The 24,066-nt window shown below is 67.8% G+C and carries 18 protein-coding genes and 2 pseudogenes; 11 read left to right on the top strand and 9 right to left on the bottom strand.

What is annotated here, in order from left to right:
* Positions 1-76: 76 nt before the first annotated feature.
* Positions 77-385, bottom strand: a pseudogene (locus ABZ564_RS06405) (tylosin resistance protein TlrC); the annotation flags it as partial.
* Between the two features lie 147 nt (positions 386-532).
* Here ABZ564_RS06405 and ABZ564_RS06400 point away from each other — a divergent pair.
* Complete coding sequence (locus ABZ564_RS06400) at positions 533-4,315, top strand: S8 family serine peptidase (RefSeq protein ID WP_360850358.1); 3,783 nt, start codon at positions 533-535, stop codon at positions 4,313-4,315.
* 7 nt (positions 4,316-4,322) lie between these two features.
* On the opposite strand, the gene ABZ564_RS06395 is transcribed toward ABZ564_RS06400, so the two are convergent.
* Complete coding sequence (locus ABZ564_RS06395) at positions 4,323-5,264, bottom strand: helix-turn-helix transcriptional regulator (protein WP_360850355.1); 942 nt, start codon at positions 5,262-5,264, stop codon at positions 4,323-4,325.
* 78 nt (positions 5,265-5,342) lie between these two features.
* Between ABZ564_RS06395 and ABZ564_RS06390 the strand changes: the two are divergent.
* The 3 genes and pseudogenes from ABZ564_RS06390 to ABZ564_RS06380 all read left to right on the top strand — a co-directional run.
* Positions 5,343-5,498, top strand: a pseudogene (locus ABZ564_RS06390) (IS1380 family transposase); the annotation flags it as partial.
* 678 nt (positions 5,499-6,176) lie between these two features.
* Positions 6,177-12,824: an RHS repeat-associated core domain-containing protein gene (locus ABZ564_RS06385; RefSeq protein ID WP_360850352.1), complete on the top strand. Its 6,648-nt coding sequence runs from the start codon at positions 6,177-6,179 to the stop codon at positions 12,822-12,824.
* A 26-nt stretch (positions 12,825-12,850) separates the two neighbouring features.
* Positions 12,851-13,315 carry a hypothetical protein gene (locus ABZ564_RS06380; RefSeq protein WP_360850349.1) on the top strand — a complete coding sequence of 155 codons (465 nt, stop codon included), beginning with the start codon at positions 12,851-12,853 and terminating at the stop codon, positions 13,313-13,315.
* Positions 13,316-13,416: 101 nt separating this feature from the next.
* Here ABZ564_RS06380 and ABZ564_RS06375 read toward each other — a convergent pair whose 3' ends face one another.
* Positions 13,417-14,931 (bottom strand): ISAs1 family transposase, encoded by a 1,515-nt coding sequence (locus ABZ564_RS06375; RefSeq protein WP_360850346.1) that lies wholly within the window; start codon positions 14,929-14,931, stop codon positions 13,417-13,419.
* Positions 14,932-15,337: 406 nt separating this feature from the next.
* Between ABZ564_RS06375 and ABZ564_RS06370 the strand changes: the two genes are divergently transcribed.
* From ABZ564_RS06370 to ABZ564_RS06360, 3 genes are all read left to right on the top strand, one after another.
* On the top strand, positions 15,338-15,802 hold the full coding sequence (locus ABZ564_RS06370) for a hypothetical protein (protein WP_360850343.1): 465 nt from the start codon (positions 15,338-15,340) through the stop codon (positions 15,800-15,802).
* Positions 15,803-15,903: 101 nt separating this feature from the next.
* A complete protein-coding gene (locus ABZ564_RS06365; RefSeq protein ID WP_360850340.1) occupies positions 15,904-16,347 on the top strand; it encodes a hypothetical protein in 444 nt (147 codons plus the stop codon).
* A 198-nt stretch (positions 16,348-16,545) separates the two neighbouring features.
* On the top strand, positions 16,546-16,731 hold the full coding sequence (locus ABZ564_RS06360; protein ID WP_360850397.1) for a hypothetical protein: 186 nt from the start codon (positions 16,546-16,548) through the stop codon (positions 16,729-16,731).
* A gap of 587 nt (positions 16,732-17,318) precedes the next feature.
* On the opposite strand, the gene ABZ564_RS06355 is transcribed toward ABZ564_RS06360, so the two are convergent.
* The 3 genes from ABZ564_RS06355 to ABZ564_RS06345 form a co-directional block, all read right to left on the bottom strand.
* Positions 17,319-18,704: a DUF4157 domain-containing protein gene (locus ABZ564_RS06355; protein WP_360850337.1), complete on the bottom strand. Its 1,386-nt coding sequence runs from the start codon at positions 18,702-18,704 to the stop codon at positions 17,319-17,321.
* A gap of 151 nt (positions 18,705-18,855) precedes the next feature.
* Positions 18,856-19,050, bottom strand: coding sequence for a hypothetical protein (locus ABZ564_RS06350; RefSeq protein WP_360850334.1), 195 nt, complete (start codon positions 19,048-19,050; stop codon positions 18,856-18,858).
* Between the two features lie 11 nt (positions 19,051-19,061).
* Entirely contained in the window at positions 19,062-19,379 is a 318-nt protein-coding gene (locus tag ABZ564_RS06345; protein ID WP_360850331.1) for a Scr1 family TA system antitoxin-like transcriptional regulator, read from the bottom strand.
* Here ABZ564_RS06345 and ABZ564_RS06340 point away from each other — a divergent pair.
* Positions 19,378-19,650, top strand: a complete 273-nt coding sequence (locus ABZ564_RS06340; RefSeq protein WP_360850328.1) for a hypothetical protein — start codon at positions 19,378-19,380, stop codon at positions 19,648-19,650. The genes ABZ564_RS06345 and ABZ564_RS06340 overlap by 2 nt on opposite strands.
* A gap of 126 nt (positions 19,651-19,776) precedes the next feature.
* On the opposite strand, the gene ABZ564_RS06335 is transcribed toward ABZ564_RS06340, so the two are convergent.
* Positions 19,777-20,205 (bottom strand): hypothetical protein, encoded by a 429-nt coding sequence (locus ABZ564_RS06335; protein WP_360850325.1) that lies wholly within the window; start codon positions 20,203-20,205, stop codon positions 19,777-19,779.
* An 83-nt stretch (positions 20,206-20,288) separates the two neighbouring features.
* Complete coding sequence (locus ABZ564_RS06330; protein ID WP_360850322.1) at positions 20,289-20,792, bottom strand: DinB family protein; 504 nt, start codon at positions 20,790-20,792, stop codon at positions 20,289-20,291.
* Positions 20,793-21,027: 235 nt separating this feature from the next.
* On the opposite strand from ABZ564_RS06330, the gene ABZ564_RS06325 reads away from it, so the two are divergent.
* Positions 21,028-21,621, top strand: coding sequence for a hypothetical protein (locus ABZ564_RS06325; protein WP_360850319.1), 594 nt, complete (start codon positions 21,028-21,030; stop codon positions 21,619-21,621).
* A 168-nt stretch (positions 21,622-21,789) separates the two neighbouring features.
* Here ABZ564_RS06325 and ABZ564_RS06320 read toward each other — a convergent pair whose 3' ends face one another.
* The gene (locus ABZ564_RS06320; protein ID WP_360850316.1) at positions 21,790-22,161 is read right to left on the bottom strand and encodes a DUF192 domain-containing protein; all 372 of its coding nucleotides are present in this window, start codon (positions 22,159-22,161) and stop codon (positions 21,790-21,792) included.
* 89 nt (positions 22,162-22,250) lie between these two features.
* Here ABZ564_RS06320 and ABZ564_RS06315 point away from each other — a divergent pair, with 89 nt between their 5' ends.
* Both ABZ564_RS06315 and ABZ564_RS06310 read left to right on the top strand, forming a co-directional pair.
* A complete protein-coding gene (locus ABZ564_RS06315; protein WP_360850313.1) occupies positions 22,251-23,084 on the top strand; it encodes an A24 family peptidase in 834 nt (277 codons plus the stop codon).
* Between the two features lie 117 nt (positions 23,085-23,201).
* A complete protein-coding gene (locus ABZ564_RS06310; RefSeq protein WP_360850310.1) occupies positions 23,202-24,002 on the top strand; it encodes a class I SAM-dependent methyltransferase in 801 nt (266 codons plus the stop codon).
* Positions 24,003-24,066: the final 64 nt, after the last annotated feature.

Genomic DNA, 24,066 nt, shown 5'->3' with positions numbered 1-24,066 from the left:
TATGACCGGCGCCGGACCCCTTTGGAGGGGGCGGATTCCAGCCATCGAACCAGTGATTTATCGGCCACTCATTTACTCATGCCGCCGCCGCGCGTTCCACCACCCGTCCACCGTCCAATTCCAGCCGCCTGCCGTCGAATCGTTCCCGCAGCCGCCGGTCGTGCGTGACGACGACCACCGCACCCCCGAACCCGGCCAGCGCGCCCTCCAGCTCCTCCACCAGGGCGGGGGAGAGGTGGTTCGTCGGCTCGTCCAGCAGGAGCAGGTCGACGGGTTCGCCGACCAGCCGGGCCGGTTCGATCCGGCGCCGCTGCCCGTAGGACAGCTCGCCCACCCTCAGGCGCAGGTCCGCAGGGCTGAACAGGCCCAGCGACAGCAGCCGTTCGGTGTGTGCGCCGCCGGGATCCGCGCCGAGGGCGCGGCGGCAGGATGCCGACAGTGGCCCCGTTCCGCCACCTCGATGTATTGGGAAGCGACTTCCCCTCCCCTAGGGTCTCCTCCCACCTGGTTCCCTTTCGGACGGTGGTTTCGCATGTCTCGTCGCACGGTGGTCATCGCATCCGCGTTGCTGGCAGTGTCCGGCATGGTCATGGCACAGCCCCCGGGCTGGGCCTCGGGAAGCCCGCCTTCACAGGCGCCGAAGGCAGCGGCGCGGCCTTCGACGGAATCGGTCACCCTGATCACCGGCGACCAGGTGACGCTGAGCACGGTGGGCGGCCGGAAGGTCGTCCAAGTGACCGACCCCCAGGGCGGGGCGCCGGGATTCCGGACCCATCAGCTCGGCGACGACCTGTACGTGGTGCCCGACACCGCGGCCCCGCTGATCGCCGAGGACCGAGTCGACGAACAGTTGTTCAACGTGACCAAGCTGATCGCCGACCGGTACGACGACGCGCATACCTCGTCGATCCCCCTGATCGTGAGCTACCCCGACAGCCGCGCGGCCACCTCGGCACCCGCACCCCGCGGTGCCCGCGTCCGCGACCGGCTGCCCCGGCTCCACATGGCTGCGATGCAGGCCACGAAGTCGGCGACGCCGGCGTTCTGGGAGGACGTACGGCACGGCCGCTCCGCCGCTCCCGGCAAGATATGGCTCGACGCGAAGGTCTCCTCCACCGACACCGTCGCCCTCGAGCAGACCCGCGCCGCCGAGGCGTGGGCGGCCGGTTACACCGGCAAGGGGGTGAAGGTCGCGGTCCTGGACACCGGTATCGACGCCGGTCACCCCGATATGGCCGCGTCGATCGTGGCGAGCAAGGACTTCACCGGCAACGGCAGCCCCGCCGACGGTCACGGACACGGCACCCACGCCGCGTCCTCCGTCGTCGGAAACGGCTCCGCTTCCCAGGGCCGGTACCGGGAAGGCGTCGCGCCGGACGCGTCCCTGTACGTCGGCAAGGTCCTGACCGACACCGGCTCCGGCCCGACCTCCGGAGTCCTGGCCGGGATGCAGTGGGCGGTGGAGAACGACGTCAAGGTCGTCAGCATGAGCCTGGGCGCGACGGTGAAGCTCTGCAACGACCCGATGGCGGCCGCCATCGACCAGCTCTCCGCCGCGTCCGACACCCTGTTCGTGATCGCCGCCGGGAACACCGGGCCCGCCCCCGGGAGCGTCTCGTCCCCCGGCTGCGCGGCCTCCGCCCTCACCGTCGCGGCCGACGACAGCAACCTGAAGACAGCCTCGTTCTCCTCGCGAGGCCCCGTGGACGACGGCGCCGGACACCACTACCTGAAGCCCGACATGGCCGCCCCCGGCGTCGGCGTCATCGGTGCCCGCGCGGCCGGGACCTCGCGGGGTGTCCCCGTCGACGAGTACTACACCACGCTGTCGGGCACCTCGATGGCCACACCCCACGTGGCGGGAGCCGCCGCCGTCCTCGCGCAGCGCCACCCGGACTGGACCGGTGCGCAGCTGAAGCAGGGGCTGATGTCGAGCGTGCGCCCGGACCCCCTCAACCCGCCTCTCGCAGAGGGCACGGGCTTCCTGGACGTGGAGCAGGCGGTGTCCGCCACGGTCACCGGACCGGGCTACGTCGACGGGGACGACCTGCCCTGGCCGCACGGCCCCGAGCAGATCAGCGAGCGCGAGGTCACCTGGAAGAACACCGGTGACTCCGACGTCACCCTGAACCTGAAGACGACCGCCTTCGACGGGACCGGCCGCCCGGCGCCGCAGGGCACCGCCTCCCTGAGCACCGGGAGCGTGACGGTCCCGGCAGGCGGGAGCGCCTCGGCGACCTTGCGCATGTCCGTTCCCGAGGGCGTCCCGGACGGCGGATACGGCGAGTTCACCGGCAGGATCACCGCCACCGCCGCCGACGGCGGGCAGCACGCGGTGACCGGCTTCGGTTTCTACGCCGAGCCCAACACGGTCACGGTCAAGTTCAAGGGCATCACCCGGGGCGACGGACAGGCCGGGACCCTCAGCTACGTCAACCTGATCTCGCGCGAAGCCGGGACGGCGACCCGGGTGTACTTCCGTGACGGCACGGCCACCGCGACGATCCCCGCCGGAACCTACGACCTCGACGCGGGGATCTACGGCTACGACCCGGGCATCGATGAAAAGGACCTCTACCACACGGTGAAGTCGATCGGCTTCCTCTTCCGCCCCGGACTGCGGTTCACCGAGGACACGACCGAGACCCTCGACGCACGGAAGGCGCACCGGGTCGAGCTCTCCGCTTCACAGCCGCTGGAGAGCCACAGCACGAGCGTGCGGTACCAGCGGAACGTCGGTGGCGTCACCTTCGCGTCCAGCGTGGTCTCCGGGGCCGCCGTGACGGACATCGCCGTCACGGACGTCCCGGCCGGTCAGTGGCCCGATGCCCGCGTCGACTTCGTCGCCCGCGCCTACGCCCCGCTGCTGAAGATCGCCACCACCGCCGGTCGCACCCTGGACGCGCTGTACGCCAAGTACAGCCCCGTCACGACGGACGGCATCGCCTACCTCCCCAAGGGCGGCTCGGCCTCCGTGGTCGACGTCGGCGGCGGTACGGCCGCGGAGCTCGCCGCCGCCGACGTGGCCGGCCGGTTCGTCCTGGTCGACCTCGGCAGCAAGGACTCCGAGTCGACGATCCGTCTCGAGCAGGTGACGAAGGACGCGGTCCAGCGCGGTGCCCGGGGCGTCGTCGTCGCCCACGGCTTCGCCGGCCGATGGTCTCCCTTCGCGAAGGACGACATCCCGGTCGTCGCCATCACCACCGACGACTACGCGGCTCTCAAGCAGGAGCTGGCGAACGGGGCCACCCGGCTGAAGTGGAGCGGAACGCCGAACAGCCCGTACGTCTACAACGTCCACCTGCCGTGGACCGACGGGATCCCGGCGGACCAGACCCACGCTCTCGACGAGGCCGGTCTCGCCCAGGTCGAGGAGACCTGGTCCAGCCAGGTCCGCCGGCAGCAGTACGGTGACGGCCTCGCCGTGGCGTACACCCCCGGCACCGCGCCCGTCACCGCAGGTGTCGTCCAGCCGGTCCTCGCGCCGACGAAGCGCACCGCGTACTACACCACCGGCGAGGCCAGTTGGGTGCACTGGGGCACGAGCAACACGGCGTCCGGCGCCGATCAGATGGCCGGCCGCCCCGCCCGTTACGAGGAGCCCGCCCGTCACACGGAGGACTGGTACGCCGGCCCCCTCCACCCGCAGCCGGCGACGAACATCGTGAACGGCGAGACCACACCGCTGGCCACGCGGACCGGTGACGCCATCTCCACCGTGATCCCCTCGGTGGGGGACAGCGGAGGCCATGTCTCCTTCCAGGCACTCACCGATCAGTTCGCCCTGAAGCTGACCCGCGACGGCGAAGCGGTCGGAACGACGGCCCTCGGCGGGCTCGCCTCCTGGCCGGTGCCGTCCGGATCCGGCCACTACGAGCTCTCCATGGTCCAGAATCGCCGTACCGACCTGCCCATCTTCCGCACCTGGGCTCTCTCGAAGTCGATCAGCACACGCTGGTCGTTCGACTCCGCCTCCGTCGACAAGCAGACGGCCCTGCCCCTGCTCGTACCGTCGTACGACATGGCGCTGAACCAGTACAACCAGGCCCCCGCTTCCCGCAGTTACCGTGTCGAGCTGAACGCACCGGGCCAGCCCGGCTACGAAGGCCGCGCGGACACGCTGACCGCGCAGGTGTCCTACGACGGCGGCGGCTCGTGGCAGGACGTCCGGACCTCCCGCAGCGACGGCGCCTGGGTGGCGTCGGTGGACAACCGCCCGGCGAGCGGCGGCTTCGTCTCCCTGCGCGTCAAGGCGGCGACGTCGGACGGAGCGGGCGTCGAGCAGACGCTCATCTCCGCGTACGCGGTGCAGTGAGGAGGTCTCAGATCCTGCGGGCGTAGACGAGTTGCGCTCCGAGCTGGAACCGGGTAGCGACGCTGTTGCGCGTCATCAACTGCGTGATACGTCGCTGCACGGTCCGCTCGGAGCAGCCCAGCGCCCGGCCGATCGCGGGATCGGTCAGGCCGCTGGCGAGGAGGCGCACGAGCTCCTCCTCCCAGTCCGGCACGCCCTGCGCGATGTGTCTGTCCTCGAAGGTCAGGGGCAGCGCCCGGTCCCAGGTCATCTCGAACAGCTCCAGAAGCCCGTCGAGCAGGGCGGAGGGGGTGATCAGGACGGCCGAGTCGAGGGCTCCGGCGCTGCCCTGCAGGGGGATCATCGCGAGTCGCCGGTCGACGACCACCAGTTTCATCGGGAGGCGGTCGCTGATACGGGCCCTCTCACCGCCGGCTATCGCTTCCCGAGCCAGGTCCTGGCGTATTTCGTCGCTCAGGGCCTCCTGTGTGTAGACCGTGCGGTAGGTGACCCCGCGGCCCATCGCGTCCAGCTGGGCGGGGTTGCCCGAGGGGGGCGCCACGTAGGGCGGCCGGTCGAAGATGAGGACTTCCTCCGCGGCGTTGGCCTGCAGTTCCTCGAAGGCGGCCCAGCCGGCGTCGGACTCGCCCACGGTCTGGATGAGGTCCTCATGCCGGCGATTGCGCCTGCGCCACCGGTGGATCAGGCCGTCCGAGACCTGCCGGGTGCGGTCGAGCTGCGTCTCCCAGCGGCGGATGGTGGGCAGGAGGGCGGAGTCCGGAGGGACGGGAAGGATCTCGTCCGAGGAGTCGGTACCGGGTTCGACGAGCCCCAGTTCCCGCAGCCGACCGACCGCCGCCCGGACCTCGGCCGAGGTCAGGCCGACGGTCCGTGACACCTGCTCCGTGGTCCGTGGGTGGGTGAACAGCAGGCACTCGTACACCGACCAGTCGGCGGCATCGATCAACACGCGACATCCCTCGCTCGCTACGGCTTGCCGGGGCCAGAGGCCAGAGGCCGGAGCCCAGATTAGCCAAGGTGATCTCCGAACGCGGGCGGCGATACCGCCGCCCACCTCACCGCCGCCCATCTCGCCTTGGTCCGGCTGCCGAAGAAGTACCGACGCGGACGCCGGACGCGGATCCGTACCGTCTCCGCAGGCGGCCCCCGCGAGTGCGTCGCCTGGCTCGCCCAGCGGGGCAGGTGGCAGCCGAGTTTGTGATGGAGAACACGCATGCTGCATACAACTTTTTCATTGTGCAATGAAGATCACAGTCGAAGTTTTCCGACAGATGCGCACATGGGTCGAATTTTCGCCACCGGTGACTGCTGGTCAGTCCGTGTAAGCAGCACTTAAGTTCACGCTGCAAATAAAGGCACGTTGTGAGCTGGGCGTAAAGATCATGCAAAGAAGGCGTGGTAGACGGCCACGTTGGTTGGGGGCGGCGCTTGTGGCCGCGCTCGGGGCAGGGGTGCTGCCGGGCCTGTCGATGACGGTGGCCGCTCCGGCGACTGCCGCGTCCAGTGAGACGGCCGCCGACAGCGGCGATGCGTCGGCCGGTGCGGCTTCGGAGTCCGAGGCGCTGGCGCAGGCGAAGAGGTCGGGCAAGCCGGTCGAGGTGCTCGCTCAGCGGGGTGAGGCGCGGGAGGTCTTCGCGACGGCGGACGGGAATCTGGAGGCGCGGGAGTACTTGCGTCCGGTCTGGACCCGGTCGGGTAAGAGCTGGAAGCGCATCGATACCACGCTGGCGCGACAGGATGACGGCACGGTCGTCCCGGCCGCGACTACGGTGAAGCTGGCGTTTTCCGGCGGCGGCGCCAACGAGCCGCTGGTGCGCATGGAGCGTGCGGGCCCCGCGTCCCGACAGCCACCCCGCACACCATGCTGCCGAAGGCGACCGAGGTCACCACGTCGCTGCCGGCTCCGGGCGCCAAGGGCACGAAGCGGTTCGCCTCGCCGAAGGGGCAGCCCATCGGGATCGCGCGTGCCGCGAAGACGACGGCCGGCAAGAGCACGGCGAAGAGCAGCACGGCTAGCGCGGACCTGGCGCTCGACGGCGTCACCTCTCGCGTGTTCGATGCCCAGCACGCCAAGCGTGCGGGGGTGAAGGGACTGCTCTTCACCCTCGCTCCGAAGGCGGCGGACTCCTCTGTCAAGGGCAAGGCCCCGGTCGACGTCTCTGTCGACTACTCGTCTTTCGCGCAGTCCTTCGGAGGCTCCTACGCCTCGCGCATGCGCCTGGTCGAACTGCCGGCCTGTGCGCTGACGACGCCCGAGCAGGACAAGTGCCGCAAGGCGCAACCGGTCGCGGCCGTCAATGACACGGACCAGCAGACACTGACCGCCAGTGCCATGTCACTGCAGGCGGACGCTCCCACGGTCCTGGCGGCCACGGCAGAGGCGGACGGGGACAAGGGCGACTACAAGGCCACCTCCCTCTCGCCCTCCTCCACCTGGGCGACCAGCCTCAACACCGGCGACTTCACCTGGTCCTACGACTTCCAGACCCCCGAGGTGCCGGGCGGTCTGAAGCCGAGCGTCGGTCTCTCCTACTCGTCGGGTGCCATCGACGGTCGTACCGGAGGGACGAACAACCAGGGTTCGTGGGTCGGCGACGGGTTCGACCTGTGGCCCGGCTCCATCGAGCGCCGCTACAAGCCGTGCGCCGACGACGGGGTCAAGAACGCCGACGGCGGTAAGCCCGGTGACTTGTGCTGGGCCTACGACAACGCCTACATCTCGTTCAACGGAGCGAGCGGCGAACTCGTACAGACGGGCACCAACACCTTCAAGCTCAAGAACGACGACGGCACGAAGATCGCCCGCAGCTACAACACCGCTCTCAAGAACGGTGATGACGACGGCGAGTACTGGCGTGTGACCACCCCGGACGGTACGAAGTACTACTTCGGCCTCAACCGGCCCAGCGACTGGAAGGAAGGCGACGAGGACACGAACTCGGCCTGGACAGTTCCGGTCTACGGGAACGACACCGGCGAGAAGTGCCACGGCGCGACGTTCGCGGAATCCTGGTGCCAGCAGGGCTGGCGGTGGAACCTCGACGTAGTGGTCGACACGCACGGCAACGCCATCACCTATCACTACGGCAAGGAGGCGAACTCCTACGGCCGCAACCTCAAGGCCGACGACGGCACGTCGTACGTCCGCGGCGGATACCTCGACAAGATCAACTACGGCCTGCGACAGGGCGCCTACTACGCCCCGCCGCTGGCCCAGGTCGTCTTCGACAACAAGGAACGCTGCCTGCCGCAGACCGGCGTGACCTGCGACCCGGACACGATCGACTCCAAGTCCGCCTACTGGTACGACACCCCCTGGGACCTCAACTGCAAGGCCGGCACCAGCTGCGACAACGGCCGGCTCTCCCCCTCCTTCTGGACCCGTAAGCGGTTGACCGGCATCACCACCCAGGTGCGCAACACCGCAGGCACCTACGACAAGGTCGACTCCTGGAAGTTCGACCACCGCTGGGGCACCGCGGACGTCGACTACCAGCTCCTGCTGGACAGCATCCAGCACACCGGTGAATCGGCGACCCCGGCCATCACCCTCCCCAAGACCACCTTCGACTACACCCAGCTGGAGAACCGGCTCGACAAGACCGGCGACGGCTACGCCCCGTTCGTCAAGGACCGGCTCTCGACCGTTGCCGACGAGTCGGGTGGGCAGATCGATGCGAACTACTCCGCTCCCGCATGCAGCTGGAGCGAGCTGCCGACTCCGGAGACGAACACCACGAGGTGCTTCCCGCAGTACATCGGCGGGGACAGCACCGATGACGCGGACCTGCAGTGGTTCAACAAGTACGTCACCACGTCCGTGACCAAGACCGACCGCACCGGCGGGTCGCCGGACCAGGTCACCATGTACGACTACCTCGGCGATGCCGCTTGGCACTACGACGATGACGACGGCCTGACCAAGGAGAAGGAGAAGACCTGGTCCCAGTGGCGTGGCTACCAGCACGTCAGGGTCAGGACCGGCGGCCAGGGCGGCGCCACCGAGATGAAGACCCAGCAGGACAGCTACTTCCTGCGGGGCATGAACGGCGACCGCCTCAACACCTCAGGCGGCACCAAGTCCGCCTCCGTCACGTTGGACGAGGACGAGGGCGACCCCATCACCGACCACGAAGCCGTGCCCGGCTTCGGCTACAAGACGGTGACCTTCGACAAACCCGGCGGCAAGATCCTCGGCAAGACGATCAGCCGTCCCTGGTACCACGAGACCGGGAAGAAGGTCCGGGACTGGGGCACCGTCACCTCCAACTTCACCGGAACCTCCAGCAGTAAGACCTGGACGTCACTGGACGCAGGTGCCGGCGAGAAGTGGCGCACCACCGCAACAGCGACCAAGCACGACACCATCGCCGGCCGCATCATCGAAGCCGACGACTACGGGGACGACACCACCTCCACGGACAACACCTGCACGCGTACCACCTACGCGGGGGATGCGAGCAGCGCGATTCTCAGCATGCCGGTCCGCACGGAGACGGTCGCGAAGGCGTGTGACGCGCCTGTCGACCGGACGAAGGACGTGCTGAGCGACGTCCGTTCGGCCTACGACAACGGTGCCTACGGAGCCGTACCCACAAAGGGGAACGTGACCGCGGTCGCCTCTCTGAAGAGCCATGACGGTACGAAGGCGACGTACCTCGAAGCCGGAGCCACGTTCGACATCTACGGCAGGCCGCTGACCGCCACCGACCTGACCGCCGATGTGACGGTCACGGACGACGGCACGCCTGTCCGCACTGCCCGGACGGACGGCCGCACCACTACAACCGCATACACGCCTGCCACCGGCTTCGCCACCCAGGCGAAGGTGACCACGCCACCGGCCAAGGCATCCGACGCAACGACGGCCCAGGTCACCACCACGGACTTTGACACGGTGCGTGGTCTGGTCGCCAAGAAGACCGACACGAACAACAACGTCACCGAGTACGCGTACGACGCGCTTGGGCGGACGACTACGGTCTGGGCCGCCGATCGCCGCAACACGCAGACGCCCACCAAGCAGTTCGTCTACACGGTCGACGAGGACAAGCCGGTCACGGTCGCGACCAAGTCGCTGAACAACACCGGCGGACAGATCACGTCCTACGAACTGTTCGACGGATTCCTGCGAAGCCGCCAGATCCAGGAGCCCGGGCCCGACGGTGGCAGCGTCATCGCGGACACCTTCTACGACGAACGCGGCCTCGTTACCAAGACGTTCGAGCCCTACTACGCCACGGACGCGCCCAGCACCGAGCTCTTCAAACCGGACGACGCGCTCTCGGTCGAGACTCAGACCCGTAGCACGTACGACGGACTGAACCGCGCCGTACAAACCCTGCAGATGGCCGGCAATGGTGACGGCGGCCAGGTTCTCAATACCACCCAGACGATCTACGGCGGCGACCGTGTCACCGTTATCCCGCCGGTCGGCGGCACAGCTACTACGACCCTGACCGACGCCCACGGCAACACCACAGAACTGCGCCAGCTGCACAGCCGTTCCGCCGACGCCGCCTACGACAGCACCACCTACCACTACACACCGCGTAACGAACTGGACAAGGTCACCGACCCCGCCGGAAACCACTGGACGTACACCTACGACCAGCTCGGCCGGAAAATCTCCACGACCGACCCCGACCAGGGCACGACAACCACCACCTACGACGACCGCGGCCAGGTGACCTTCACCAAGGGCTCGCGCACCGACGTCCCCGGACTCGCGTACCTTTACGACGACCTCGGCCGCCAGACCGAGGTACGCGAGAAGTCCGCCACCGGAACCCTGCGGACCAAGCAGGTCTACGACACAGTCACAGGCGCCAAGGGACAACTTGCCGAATCCACCCGATACGTGGACGGCCAGGCATACACCTCGAAGGTCACCGCCTACGACAAGCTCTACCGCCCCATCCGGACCGCGGTCGTCATCCCTGCCACTGAGGGCGCCCTCCAGGGCACCTACCAGACCGGCACCACTTTCCACCCCTCCGGCCTGACCGCCGGCGTGAGCTACTCCGCCGCAGGCTCCCTGCCGGGCGGCTCCGCCAACTACACCTACGACAACGCAACCCTGCGCCCGGCCACGGTCTACGGCGAAGGCATGACCTCCAGCGTCAGCTACAGCCTCACCGGCAAGCCGCTCCAGTACCAGATGAGCCTGACCGACGGCGGCAAGATCACGCAGGTCACCAACACCTACGAGTGGGGCACCCAGCGCCTCGCCACCTCGCGCGTTGACCGCCAGGACCAGCCCGGTGTCGACCGCTACGCCACCTACCACTACGACGAGGTCGGCAACGTCCGCTCGATCTCGGACACGTCCCGGACTGGCACGGACAACCAGTGCTACACCTACGACTACCTCGGCCGGCTCACTGAAGCCTGGGCGCAGCCCACAACAACCTGCGCGACCGCACCAGCGGCGTCGCAGGTGGGAGGCCCGGCCCCGTACTGGCAGTCCTTCACCTACGACAAGTCCGGCAACCGCGCCACGCAGACCCGGCACGACGTAACAGGTGACACGGCCAAGGACCTCAAGGACACCTACACCTACCCCACGCCTGGCACACCCCAGGCGCACAGCCTGAGCTCCCGGACCACCACCGGGCCCGCCGGCTCCACCACCGACACCTACACCTACGACTCCTCCGGGAACACGCTCACCCGCCCGGGCCAGTCGCTGACCTGGGACGCCGAGGGCCACCTGGCCAGCGTCACCAAGAGCGGCAAGACCACCAGCTACCTCTACGACGCCTCCGGAAACCGCCTCATTGGCCGGACCCCGACCGAGACCACCCTGTACCTGGGGAACACCGAAGTCACCCTTCCCGCCGGCGCCACCAAGGCAAAGGCCACCCGGTACTTCGACCTCGGCGGCGGCCAGATGGCCATCCGCAGCGACGACGGCACGTTTGCCTTCACCGTCGCCGACCAGCACGGCACCGGCGAACTGTCCATCCAGGCATCCAGCCTCGCCCTCACCCAGCGCCGCACCCTCCCCTTCGGCGGAGAACGCGGCACCACACCGACAACCTGGCCCGGAACCAAGGGATTCGTCGGAGGAACCGACGACACCAAGACCACCGGCCTCACCCACCTCGGCGCCCGCGAATACGACGCCGACCTCGGCCGCTTCATCTCCGTCGACCCGGTCCTCGACCTCACCGACCCCCAGCAGATGAACGGCTACACCTACAGCAACAACAACCCCACCACCTTCTCCGACCCCAGTGGTCTGATGCGAATCATGGCGTTCGAGGGGAACTGGGCCGGTGGTTCCACGACGGGAGAGACCTCCGGAGGGACCGGTAGCGGCACCACCGGCGGAACCGAAAGCGACAGTGGCAACACCAACAACAGCGGTAACGGAAATAGCGACAACAAAGGGAATGGATTCTGTGGGGACAACTGGTTCTCGGGGGTCTGTCGCGGCTCCGGAGAAGTAATTCTCGGTGTCGTTGGAAACGTTCCGCGCACTGCAGAGCTTTTCGGGGCTCTGGTAGACGGTGATTGCTGGAATGGTGGGCCCGGGGAGCCAGGGTGCGACTACGGCAACACATACGACGAGTGGGTAGCCGGCCAGGGATTTGACACGTCGAGCGATGCCTACCTGGTGCCCAGTTTCCTCATCGCCATGTTCACAGCGCGTGACCCGGGGGAGGCCGGCGCGGTTGGGGCGGGTCCTAAGCCTAAACCTAAGGTGAATGGATCTAAGCCGAAGCTTGGCATGTGTCACAGTTTCCTGCCCGGCACGGGAGTGTTGCTCGCCGACGGAACGCATAAGGCCATCGAAGACGTAGAAGTCGGGGATTTCGTCCGAACCACGGACGTGAGCACCGGTGCATACGTTGACGAAAAGGTGATCGGCACAATCACCACCGAAGATGACAAGGAATTTACAGCCGTCACCATCGATGCTGGTGGCAAGTTGTCCAGTGTCATCGCGACCGATACCCATCCGTTCTGGGTTCCAGAGTTGAAGGAATGGGTCCAAGCGGGCGACCTCGTGGTCGGTGAGGGGCTGAAAACGAGTCAGGGATCTGTCGTCAAGATCGCTGCACTCCGTCACTACGTCAAGCGTCAGCGAACGCATGATCTCACCATCCAAGACGTCCATGCGTACTATGTGCTGGCGGGGGCCACGCCGGTCCTCGTTCACAATTCGAATGGCCTGTGTGGAACCGCAGCGCTGGAAAACGGAGACTGGCAGCACATCGTGGATCGGCACCGGCCTGGCGGTGTGAAGGTCGATGATAAGGCTGGAATCCTCACGGGCAAGGCCAAGCATGTTCGCGGGCGAATAGCGGAGACCATCAATCGAGGGACACCAAGGCCGAACACCCCGGACCCTGAGACCGGTAGGCCCCGCGCCGGGCAGATTTATGAATGGGACTTTGGTGTTCCTGTCGGCAGGGCTGGTCCGGCGAATGGCGGTGGAGAGCTGACAAGCATCCGCGTCATCGTTAACGATGGTAAAGTCGTGACGGCGTTCCCGTTCTAGACGAGTAGCGAAAAGCTGAGGAATTCGTGATTCACTTCTCTTTTGAGTCCCCGGGTTCTGGGTCGCCTTGGCGCGACACCTGGGACAAGGCGTGCCAGGTCAGCCCGGCAGCCATCAGTGAGATGGACCTTTGCTACAAGTACTTCGGGGTGCGTGCAGAGCTGGTGGTCGATGGGGTTGAGGTCATCTCTGGGCAGGGCTACTTGACCCTTGTGGACCTGGCCTTGTCTCTTCGTCATGCGTTGAATCGCCTTTCTTCGGGAGAAGATTCGGCGATCGGCTTCACAGAGGCCGATGAAGTCATTCGACTTCGGTGCGACGGGGATCTCGTCGTGATTACGTCATCGAAGCATGAATGGCGAGCCTCTGTCGATCGCCAAGAGCTCGTAGGTGCGTTCGTTGAATTTCTGCGAGAGGCGCATTCCCGTCTGACTGAGTTCATTCCTGGACTGGTGGATAATCCAGTGATTCGAGGATTCTCTCCGGAATAGGAGATCTCATCTCCTGGAGAATTGGGAATGAATTGCGAAGGCCCCGCCGGAGTTATCCGGCGGGGCCTCTGCGCTGCTTGACGGCAACGCTGACGGCAACGTCAGCGGACGACGGCTGCGGCAGGTGGGTCGTCAGGGTCGTCTTCCTGGCCGCCGAGAGCGTGGCCCAGCCTTGGTGTTTCACCGTGAATTCTATTGATCAGAAACTCAAAGGGTTCTCGCTGAGCGTGTATCTGACGTGCGGGCTGTGGAAGTAGCCGCGGACGATGTGCGGCTGGCGCTGGCGCTTGCGGAAGAACCGGCGGGCCTCGGCGGCGAGTTCGGCCTGGTTCCGGGCCCGGTGCTGCTTGGGCAGGCTGTGTTTGAGGTCGGCGTTGACCAGTTCGTCGGGGTTGAGCTCGGGCGAGTACGCAGGGTCCTTCGCAAGATCGTGATCGGTCCGGTTTTGTCAGGTGAGGCCGAGGGTCTGGACGGGGCGGCGGTAGTCGCGAGCGGTGTCGTAGGGCGGCGGCGATGTTGGCGTGGCCGTTCTGGCGGTGGACGCCTATGGCGAGGTTCCGCAGGGAAGCCATCGCGCGGGGCAGGCCGCCGGTGCGGATCCTGGAGTCGTCTTCGCGGAAGGTCCGGTCGCGGACGTGGTGGAGGAGGTTCTCGATACGCCAGTGCCCTCTGATCCAGGCGGCGAGCTGTGCGCCGGTGGCGGCTCCGGGCGGCAGGCTGGTGATGAGGTGGACACGCTCGATGGTCAGCTTCCCGGTGTGCAGATCGCGGCGCCAACGCACGATCTGGAGGGCCTGGGCCGCGTCGGGGTAGTCGATGTGGGCGAAGGCGACGGTCTTCAACCGGCGTATCTCCAGGCGGTGATGGGCTCGGTCACGGGTCTTGTGGTCGAGCGCGATGTCCCGCCAGGGAAGCTTTCTGACCTGGTCGAACAGTCCGGGGTGGTTGGCTTTGACGACGGCGAGGTAGTGGGCGCCGTGCCGGCGGAGGTAGCGGCCGTGGTCGTGTTGGGTGTGGAGAGCGTCGGCGGTGATCACCGTGTGGTTCAGGTCGAGGGTGTCCAGCAGCGGAGCGAAGGCGGGGATCTCATTGCTCTTGTCTGCGACCTGGCGCTGGGCCAGGACGCTTCCGTTGTGGTTCATCGCGGCCAGCAGTGTGACGGCGCTCTTGCCGCCGGCCCGGGAGCCGCGCAGGACCTTGCCGTCCACGGCGATGGCCCGCAACCGGCCCTCGGTGCCGCCGTCTTCGGCCGCGCGGGCGGTGAGGAAGGCACCGATCGCGGCGTCGAGTGCGTCGCCGTCGAGGTGGGACAGCAAGCGCCGCACGGTGTGCGGGTGCGGGGTGGGGACCGTGCCGGAGAATGGATCGGGCGCGAAGTCCAGGGCGCGGAGGGCCCAGCCGGGCGCGTCCGCGATCCACTCGGATATCGCGGTAAGCGACTGCGCTCCGGCCAGGACGCTCGCGGCCGCAGCGGCGACCAGCGCCGACAGGGGGTAGCGGCGTCCGCGGCGGTCGCGCGGATCGGGCAGTACCGCGAGGAACGGCAGCACGGCCACGGCGCCCGGGAGTGGCGCCAGGCCGACGGACCGGGCCAGTCGGCCCAGCCCGGAGGGCATGGGAGAAGATATGGAGGCAGGCACGGACTCGCTCAGCGTTCATGGGACTTCGACACTCACATGATCACTGCGACCGTGCCTGCACTGCTTCCCGCCCCCACCCCGCAGACCGAACGAAACCCGGCATCACGTCGACACCCGACGAAACCCGACCGATCACGATCTTGCGAAGGACCCTGGGAAGCAGCGACAGCAGCAGCGGCGGATCACGCCAGGATGAGCTGGGAAAGCGCGCGACAGCAGCCTATCGTTCTGGAATATCCTTCCCGGACGCCGAAACCATCCTCAATCCGACTGCCACTCAGCTGGTGGCTATTTGGTTCATGGGAGCGACACCGCTTGCGTACCAGTTCGACGAACACGACAAAAAACAGAGGGTGTGAAGCGTCATATATGGATGTCGGTTGTGCGCAATTACTTGGCACATCGTAAGGGAGTAGAAATTGGTGAGACTATCAAGGGTCTCGATTACAAGACCAAATATGGGGCGGCGATGAATGATCTTTCGCTCACGGACTTGATGGCGGGTGAATCGCCATCTGCTGCTGCACAGCTGTTCGTTGGCGACTCCCCGAACAACTCTGAAGGCGCCACCCGCGCCGTCCTCGGTTCTTTCAATCTCAAAGCCACGGTGACGGGATACGATAAGCTGTCCGGGCGAGGTACGGTGGAGTTCAAGCTCACCAATATGATGACGAAGGAGTCCTTGACGCGAGGGGTTTCCAAAGAGGGTTACGAAGGGGGTGCCAAGGATCCAGGAGCCATGGCATTGTCTAATTATACCGGAGCGTTGTTTCCAAACGGGCAAAAGGACACGAAGATGACCTTCCGTTGGAGTGAGCAGATAGTGGTGCCGGAGCCTGGGCAATGAGACGCGTACCAGCCGGACTCGCAATAGCATGTTCTGGAGTGCTGACTCTTAGTTCCTGCGTGGATAGTCGTACCGACTCGCTGTCGCCACCCTCCGTCAAGGTGACTGCTGCCGATTTCTACGGTACTTGGGTGGGCTGGAAGGGTAGTTCTTTGACCTTTCAGCCCGAACATCGCGCGGTCGTAAAAAAGCTGGATGGGCAGGAGTTCGCGTTCGACGATGCCTGGCGCATGTCGGGTCCGGGATCCTGGCGCTTGTTGAAACCCGGAGCGTATCGGGGTGGGAACACTGTGGGCGATGGGTGGGTGATCCAGGTCAAGGCAAGCTCGGGCAGCCGTGCAGTGAAGGAGGATCCTGTGGCTGAAGGCGCGGGGCCAGCGAGTGAAATCAATCCAGACGACGTTGCATCTCGCACAGAACCGCCGCCAGGGAAGGCGGAGTGGGACATCGGGGTCACCAGGAGCAAGAAGGGGGAACTTCGCTTGTTCTTCTTGACTTCGGATCCCGACGTGCGGGATACCTACTACCTCACGAGAAAGAAGTAAACGATCGAAGCCGCGGCACTCCTGCCGCGGCTTCGATCGTTTTTGGAGAGAATGAAGGTTGCGGTCACATATTTCACCACCGATGACGGTAAGAACTTCACGGGCGTTATTGATGGGAAACTCTTCATGTTCTATCCCGTGGGCCACTGACCTGAGGTTTCATGCCCTGGTAGACGGAACTGCAAGAGTTACCCATCAATAGGTGCAGAATCTTTCGTGAGTAGGGCGGAGCTTCGAGACGGCTTGACACACGAAGAGCTGCATCATCGATGGTACGGTCGGGGTATCCCTCCGGGAACCCATCACCCCCGCGATGGGTCGGGCTCGTCTCAACGGTTCTATGGGACAATTGAGCGATATAAGGCCATGAGGGGTTGGCGATGAGTGAGCAGGCTGCACAGGTATTCCGTGCGTGCGAAGAGTGTGGCGAGTCATGCACCGGATGGGTGGTGCAACTGGCGAGGGGCGGCCGATTGCGGTGGGAGGTTGAGTGGGCGTGTGATTCCTGCGGGAACTCGCATGATGGCGCGTGGGGGCCGGCCCCCACGGAAGTGCGCGCTGAAATCCTGGCGCAACATGGCCCATTCTGCGTGAAGCTGTCCGATGGTCCACCCAGTGGCGGGTGGATCATGAAGGCGTTTCGTGACGCATTCGATCTCTCAATTGGCGAGGCCCGTGATGCATCTCAACAGCTAAAGCGTTTGGGGTGCGAGGGTACCTATGTAGAGGCAAGTCTTCTCTCTGCTTTGTTGAGCGAGGGGGGAGTCTCTAGTAAGGTCTCGCCTGGCAGGTGCGGCCAGTTGCTTTAGCTTTGATTGTGGCGCTCTGACTCTCGGTCAGGAACGCAAAAGACAGCAGCTCGCGCTTCGTCTATATGACGCAGCGTCCCGTCAAGTTATCGACTGATGGGGCGCTGCGTGATAAATCTGGGATGCGGGTTACGCGAGTCGAAAGCGAGGGAAAGATCGAGACTAATTCACGATTTCGACCGTCTTGATGAAGTGCTGGAAAAGTAGCTGGGATGCCTTGTTGTTGCCCAGGCTGAGACTGAAGTCGCCCTTTTTCTCCTGCTTCATACCGATGTAACCTCCGAGCGAACCCTCACCCTGGGAAGCCTCCGGCATGGGCTTGTCCGGCCCGTGAATATTCCTGAGAGCCTGGGGTGCGTGTCCTGGGGTGACTCCCGCCACCGCCATGTAATCGGGACTGAAAAGGAGTTCGTGAGCGCCGGGCTTCAGGGTGAACCTCACCAACGCCTCGTCGTCCCTCTTGCTGTAAGTGCGGGCCTGCGCCTCGTCCCCGAGGTGCCCCGTCACCGGTATGGCGCCGATCACCGGATGATCTCCGCTTCCTGCTGCATGGAAATCGCCGACGACGTTCTCATTGTTTTTGTTCTTCTTTATCCATTGAGTCGTGTCGTTCTTGCGGTCATTGTTCCACCAGTCCATGATGGCGTCGGCGTCGGTCCGCTTCATGCCCCTGAAGATCTCCAGGTTGCCCATGGCCTGGATCTCCCCCGGTTTCTTCCCCTTGTACTTCTTCTCGAACTGGCGCAGGAGCTCGGGAATCGTCTCGGTGATGATTTCCTTCAGTTCGCGCTCGCTCGACCTCGGACGGGGGCCCTGCGGCGGCTTCCCCTGCGGCTGCTGACCCCTCCAGTAGGCGTCCGTCAGACGATCCTGCACATCGGGAGCCCGCTGAACGCTCTGCTCCCCGGCCGCGGACTGATGGCTCGTCGAGCCGCGAACGTCCGCCCGGGCCAGGGCCGGGCCCGACATCACTCGGCTCGCGTTGGCTTCGGCTTCGCGTTCGAACCGGTCCGAGGGATTCGACACACGCAGCCCGGTCCCGTTGTCGGCACCGGCGACAGGGCCCTGGCGCTGCTGGATGACGTGCGTCAATTCGTGGGCGAGGGTGTGTTTGTCGGCGCCGCCTTCGCCGATCACGACGTGGTTGCCGGCCGTGTAGGCCCGAGCGCCTATTTCCGCTGCCGAGACCTGCGCGGCCGCGCCCACGTGGATGCGGACGTCCGAGAAGTCCGCGCCCAGCCGGGTCTCCATCTCCTCGCGCGTGTCGTCGTTGAGGGGGCGTCCCGGAGTGCGGAGAACGTCGTGGACGGTGGAGCGTTGTACGAGGTGCTCGGTCCGCTGGTCGTCGAGGCCGACGTCGTGCCGGTGTTCTTCCTGGGCCCCTGGGCTTCCGGTCCGACGGAGCATCTGGACCACTGCCGCGTTGCCGAGGCTGCTCTGCAGCGCCAGGAGAGCGGGGGGCCGCGTCCGGCTCACGGCTTGGGACCGGCGGACCGGGGCCCTGCCCTCTCGTGTCTCTGCCGACCTGGCCTGGTCTTCGGCGCGCATGCGACCTTCCCCCCTGTGGGCAAACGATTCCCTCTGGATACCTGAGGCGCGAGCGCTCGGACCAGGTATCGAAGGGCAAAGCGGGGGCAGCGTGTGTGGGGCCGCCGGGCCGTCCGCCTCGGGGGCGGATGCGGCCGCACGCCGTTTCCGGCTACCTCAGCAGGTGGTCCGCCTTGCCGGCCTTGATGTCCCGGATCATCTGCGCGAGCGCCTCGCGGCTGTCGGTGAGGGCGTGCGCCTCGTCGCCGACGACGGCGACGTAGCCGTTGCCTTCGGAGTCCGTGCCCAGGCGGAAGCAGTTGTTCCCCTCTCCGCAGAAGGCGTCTTCCCAGTCGATCGCCGGCATGGCGTACGTCCTCACAGTTGGTTCGAGATGGCGTGAATGAAGTCCCGCGAACCGGCGGAGTCGAGTGACGCGGCCTCCAGCCAGTCCAGGTGGGCCCGGTACTTGGTCAACTGCCCCTCAGCATGCATGAATTCCGGGCCGTGCGCGGAGTCCAGTTGAACGGTGTCCAGCTGAGGAACAGCGCCGTGGGCATAGAGAAGGGCGTGACCGGCGCCGGGGAACGCGCCCCGGCTGACCGGGATGACGCGGATGTCGATGTGTTCGCGCTCGGACATCTCGCAGAGGTGGCGGAGCTGGGATCTCGTGGCTTGCGGGCCGCCGAACTCCATGAACGAACTCGTGGCGGTCGCCGCGAGGCTGAGCCCGGGGCGTGAGCTCTACGTATCGCTCCGGCACCGCGAGGAGGCGGTCCGGCTGCTCGTCTGGGACCAGCATCCGCACCACGTCGAACCGGACACGGCCGCGCTCTGCGAGGTGCGGCGCCGGCGGGCGCTCTGGCTGCTCGCGGCGGTCGTGGACGACTGGGGAGGCGAGTGGGGGAGTCGCGAGGCGCCGCAGCCCGTGAGGGGCTTCAAGACGTGGGTCACGCTGCCGCGTTGAGGTTGTGCTCCGCCGGTCACGGTGTCGGGACACCCGCAGAGCGCGCCGGGACGGCGGGGCGGTCGTCGCGCAGGTACGCCGTAGCGCCGAAGAACGCGTGGTGCGGGCCCCGGCGCGCGGGCGTCGTCACGGGCCGAGCCCGGCACCGCCGTCCGCCGTGTCATCCCTCGCGTCCCCGGCCGCCACCGGCTCCGCGGCCAGGTCCGCGTCGCGCATCCCGGGCAGCTCGTATCCCCGGGCCTCGTCCCACTCGATGTCCAGGTCGTCCAGGTGCACGTGCCACCGCGCGTCCGGCAGCGCCCGACGCAACTCCGTGACGGAGTCCAGCACATGGGCGACCACCGGCAGCAGGCGGCCGGGGTCGGTCGGCAGCTTGGTGGAGCCGTCGAGGAGGACCTCCGGCTCCGCCGACCGCGGGTCGTACACGTAGAGGCCCTCCTCGTCCTCGTACGGGAACGACGCCCGGCGTGCGGTGACGACGCGGGCGATGGCGGCCGACTCGGGGCCGGTCAGCGGGGCCGTGCGGCGCGCGGTGTAGTAGAGGGAGACGCTCATGGGGGGAGCGTACGGCCGGGGTACGACAACGGGGCGGCGAACGAGCCCCGGGGCCCCCGCCGCGCCGGGCCCCCGCAGAGGCCTCAGTCCCCGGTCGTCCCGTCGACGATCTCCCGGATGATGTCGAGGTGGCCGTTGTGCCGGGCCGTCTCCTCGATGAGATGCAGAAGGATCCAGCGCAGATCGGGCCGGCGGCCCTCCACGCGTACCCGCTGGGCCCGGGTGTCCAGGTCATGGGCCGCGACGAGCTCCCGGTAACGGGCGCTCTGTTCCTCGTACTCCCGCAGCACGTCGGCGAGCGGCACGTCGACGGCGATCCGCATCTCGCGGTCCGGGTCCTCGTCCGTCCACGGGCCCTCGTCCTCGTGGCCGAGGAAGACGACCTCGAACCAGTAGTACTCGACCCAGCGCAGATGGTTGACGACCCCCGCGAGCGTCATCAGCGGGGAGCCGGGCAGGGGCGCCCGGACGGCGTCCTCCTGCGCGAGCCCCTCGCACTTGGCCCGTGCGGTGGCACGGGTGTAGTCGAGGAAGGTGGCCAGCTGGGTGCGCTCGTCCCATGAGGGAGGCGAATCGGTGCGTGTCATCGCCGCACAGCCTCTTGGCCCGGCGTCCGGTTGTCCAGCGGTTTGTTCCGTACGGGCGGCGAGAGCCGGGGGGCCCGGGCGGAGGAACACCACGAGGGCCGGACCAGGGCCCCTACCCCGGACCGGGGCTGGGCCCTACCCTCGTGAACCGACCACCCGCCAGCCACCCCGTGCCGCCGCCCGCGGTGGGCCGGGCGAGGAGAGCGGCCCCCACGTGTCCCGAGGTGACGTGCCGATGAGCGACGGATTCTTCTGCTCGTGCCACCTGTGCTGGAGCCGCCCCGACGCCGAGTCCCTGCTCGGCGACCTGGAGGCGGCGGGGGTGCGGGCCGACCACCCCGTCACCCGGCGCATCACCCTGCTCAGCCCCGGCGCCGGCGGGTCCGGCACCCAGTCCTTCGTGACCCGGGAGCAGTTGGTGCTCCTGGCCGGCCTGCAACGCCTCGACCAGGTCGACTTCCTGCTCTGGCTCGCCGGCGGCGAGGAGGTCCGGGCCCGGATCAGGCGCGGCGAGGACGGGACGGTCGAACTGCGCTTCGGCCTCGGCGGGCTGGGCCGCGCCGACCAGGAACGGGTGGTGCGCGCGATACGCGAGGCGATCGGGCGGCCCTCGCTGCTCTGCGTCGGCTTCGTGCTCGACCGCGAGGGCGCGTCGGCGGCCACCGACTGGCCGGGCTTCATCGTCAAGGGGTCGGTGTACTTCGACTGCTGGCCGGACACGCTCGCCCTGCTGCCCGAAGTGGCCGCCGTCCAGCCGCAACTGTCCGGCGTGAACTCCTTCGAGCAGTCGCCCTGGGTCGTTTACGGCAGCGACGTGCCCAGCAGGTAGCGGGCGCCGGATCGCCGGTGGTCCAGCGCCGCGACAGCCGGGGGTTCGCCCCGTCGGGACGCCCTGCGGCCCCTACCGCCGCACCGGCCGGAAGTCCGGTTGCATCCCGTACGAGGGCCTCCGGCCGGCCCGCCACCTGCCGGGCACGGCCATGGGCTCCGACAGCCCTCAGGGGGCCGGGGTGATCCGCACCCGCGTGCCCGGCCGCAGTCCCCACGCCGCCATGGCGCCCGCCTCCGCCTCGATCACATGCCGGCCGCGCAGCCGGGGGAGGCCCAGCCGGCCCGGCTTCATCGTGTGGACCGCCAGCACGTTGAACCTCCGGTCCAGGTACGCCACATCGATCGTGAACCGCATCCGGAAGGAGTGCACACTCCCGCACGGCGTGATCATCAGCGCCCCGTCGATCCCGTCCCGGCCGAGCAGCCCGCGCGCCCGGTGCCGGTAGGAGGCCGCGATCCGCAGCGGCACCCGGGTCTCCGTCGCCCCGTCCCGGTCCGTGATCGTGAGTGTTCCCGTGCCATCGCGCCATCGAGCCATGGCCCGACGGTAGCGGCGCCGGGACCGCCGCCGGGCCCGAATCCACCGGCCCAACCCCCGCCCGGGGCGCGGCGATTAGGATCGCCGAGGTGGACGACATGCTGACAGGGATCGCCGCGCTCTGGGGCGCCGCGACCGGACTGCTGGTCCCGCGCGCCGCCTACCGGTTCTCCGTCCCGCCCGGTGAGCCCCGGCGGGACGCCTGCCCGGCCGGCCACCCCCTCACCGGCCCCGCCCGCGGCTGGCTCGGCGCCGCGCGCTGCGCCGCCTGCGCGGCGGAGGCGGTCCCGGTGGTGCGTACGGGGGCGGAGGCGCCGTCGCCCGGCGCCGAACCGGAGGGCGAGGCCCGGCCCTCCGTCGACCCGCCCCCAAAGACCCCCCGTTACGCCCCCCACCGCCTCGCCCCCGTCGTCACCGCCCTCGCCTGTGCCGCCCTCGCCCTGGCCACCGGGACGCGGCCCGAACTGGCGGTCTGGCTGCTGCTCGCCCCGGTCGCCGTGCTCCTCGCGAGCATCGACCACCGCGTCCACCGGCTGCCCGACGGGCTGACCCTGCCGGCCGCCGGGGCCGCCGCCGTACTCCTGGGCCTGGCGGCCCTCCTGCCGGAACACGCGGGTTCCTGGCGCTCCGCCCTGCTCGGCGGGCTCGTCCTGGGCGGGTTCTACTTCCTGCTCTTCCTGATCAACCCGGGCGGCATGGGCTTCGGCGACGTCAAGCTGGCGCTCTCGCTGGGCACGGCCCTCGGCTGGTACGGCTGGGCCGTCGTCTTCGCCGGGGGCTTCGCCGGCTTCCTGTTCGGAGCGGTGTACGGGGTGGCGCTCGTCGCCCTGCGGCGGGCGGGCCGGAAGACGGGCATCCCGTTCGGCCCGTTCATGATCGCCGGGGCGTTCCTGGGCCTGCTGTTCGGCGGCCTGGCGGCCTGAGCCGCGCCCGTCGGCGTATCGACCTCCCCCCACGATCGTCAGCGGCGTCACGGCGGCGATCGTGGGTGAGGCCGTAATCCTGTCGCGTCCGGCGACCACCCCTGCGACCATGGCCCCATGCCCCCCACGCCCCCCGACCACGCACCCCTGCCCGGCGAGGCCGCCCGGTTCGACGCCCTGGTCGCCGAGGCCGACGCCGTGTCCGTCGAGGGCTGGGACTTCTCCTGGCTCGACGGCCGGGCCACCGAGCAGCGCCCCTCCTGGGGGTACGCGCGGGCCATGGGGGAGCGGATGGGCCGGGCGCGGGCCGCGCTCGACATCCAGACGGGCGGCGGCGAGGTGCTGGCCGCCGTGCCGAAGCTGCCGCCGCTGGCCGTCGCCACCGAGTCCTGGCCGCCGAACATCGCCCGCGCCACCGCGCTGCTGCACCCGCTCGGGGCCGTCGTCGTCGCGGACGAGGACGAGCCGCCGCTGCCCTTCGCCGACGCGGCGTTCGACCTGGTGGTCAGCCGGCACCCGGTGACCACCTGGTGGGACGAGATCGCCCGGGTGCTGGCCCCCGGCGGCACGTACTTCTCGCAACAGGTGGGCCCCGCCAGCGTCTTCGAGCTCGTCGAGTACTTCCTCGGACCGCAGCCCCCGGAGGTGCGCGGCGCGCGCGACCCGGAGCGGGCGCGGGCCGACGCGGAGGCCGCCGGGCTCGACGTCGTCGACCTGCGGGCGGAACGGCTGCGCACCGAGTTCTTCGACATCGGGGCCGTCGTCTACTTCCTGCGCAAGGTGATCTGGATGGTGCCCGGCTTCACCGTCGAGCAGTACCGGCCCCAACTCGCCGCGCTCCACCACCGGCTGGAGACCGAGGGCCCGTTCGTCGCCCACACCACCCGCTTCCTGATCGAGGCCCGCAAACCCGCGTGAGGCCGAAGACCCCGCCCGGCCGGAAGGATGGCACCCTGGTCGCTGACGCCCGGGAGGGGAAGGA

This window comes from Streptomyces sp. NPDC019224 (genome assembly GCF_040632605.1).
In the GTDB taxonomy this organism is placed as follows: Bacteria; Actinomycetota; Actinomycetes; order Streptomycetales; family Streptomycetaceae; genus Streptomyces.
The sequence above is the reverse complement of the archived record's forward strand: the minus strand, read 5'-3'. Positions and strand labels throughout refer to the sequence as shown.

Coding starts and splice junctions, on each gene's coding strand:
- ABZ564_RS06400 (WP_360850358.1), top strand. CDS start 533: ATGTCTCGTCGCACGGTGGTCATCGCATCCGCGTTGCTGGCAGTGTCC.
- ABZ564_RS06385 (WP_360850352.1), top strand. CDS start 6,177: ATGCTGCCGAAGGCGACCGAGGTCACCACGTCGCTGCCGGCTCCGGGC.
- ABZ564_RS06375 (WP_360850346.1), bottom strand. CDS start 14,931: ATGCCCTCCGGGCTGGGCCGACTGGCCCGGTCCGTCGGCCTGGCGCCA.
- ABZ564_RS06355 (WP_360850337.1), bottom strand. CDS start 18,704: ATGCGCGCCGAAGACCAGGCCAGGTCGGCAGAGACACGAGAGGGCAGG.
- ABZ564_RS06350 (WP_360850334.1), bottom strand. CDS start 19,050: ATGCCGGCGATCGACTGGGAAGACGCCTTCTGCGGAGAGGGGAACAAC.
- ABZ564_RS06340 (WP_360850328.1), top strand. CDS start 19,378: ATGAACGAACTCGTGGCGGTCGCCGCGAGGCTGAGCCCGGGGCGTGAG.
- ABZ564_RS06345 (WP_360850331.1), bottom strand. CDS start 19,379: ATGGAGTTCGGCGGCCCGCAAGCCACGAGATCCCAGCTCCGCCACCTC.
- ABZ564_RS06335 (WP_360850325.1), bottom strand. CDS start 20,205: ATGAGCGTCTCCCTCTACTACACCGCGCGCCGCACGGCCCCGCTGACC.
- ABZ564_RS06330 (WP_360850322.1), bottom strand. CDS start 20,792: ATGACACGCACCGATTCGCCTCCCTCATGGGACGAGCGCACCCAGCTG.
- ABZ564_RS06325 (WP_360850319.1), top strand. CDS start 21,028: ATGAGCGACGGATTCTTCTGCTCGTGCCACCTGTGCTGGAGCCGCCCC.
- ABZ564_RS06320 (WP_360850316.1), bottom strand. CDS start 22,161: ATGGCTCGATGGCGCGATGGCACGGGAACACTCACGATCACGGACCGG.
- ABZ564_RS06310 (WP_360850310.1), top strand. CDS start 23,202: ATGCCCCCCACGCCCCCCGACCACGCACCCCTGCCCGGCGAGGCCGCC.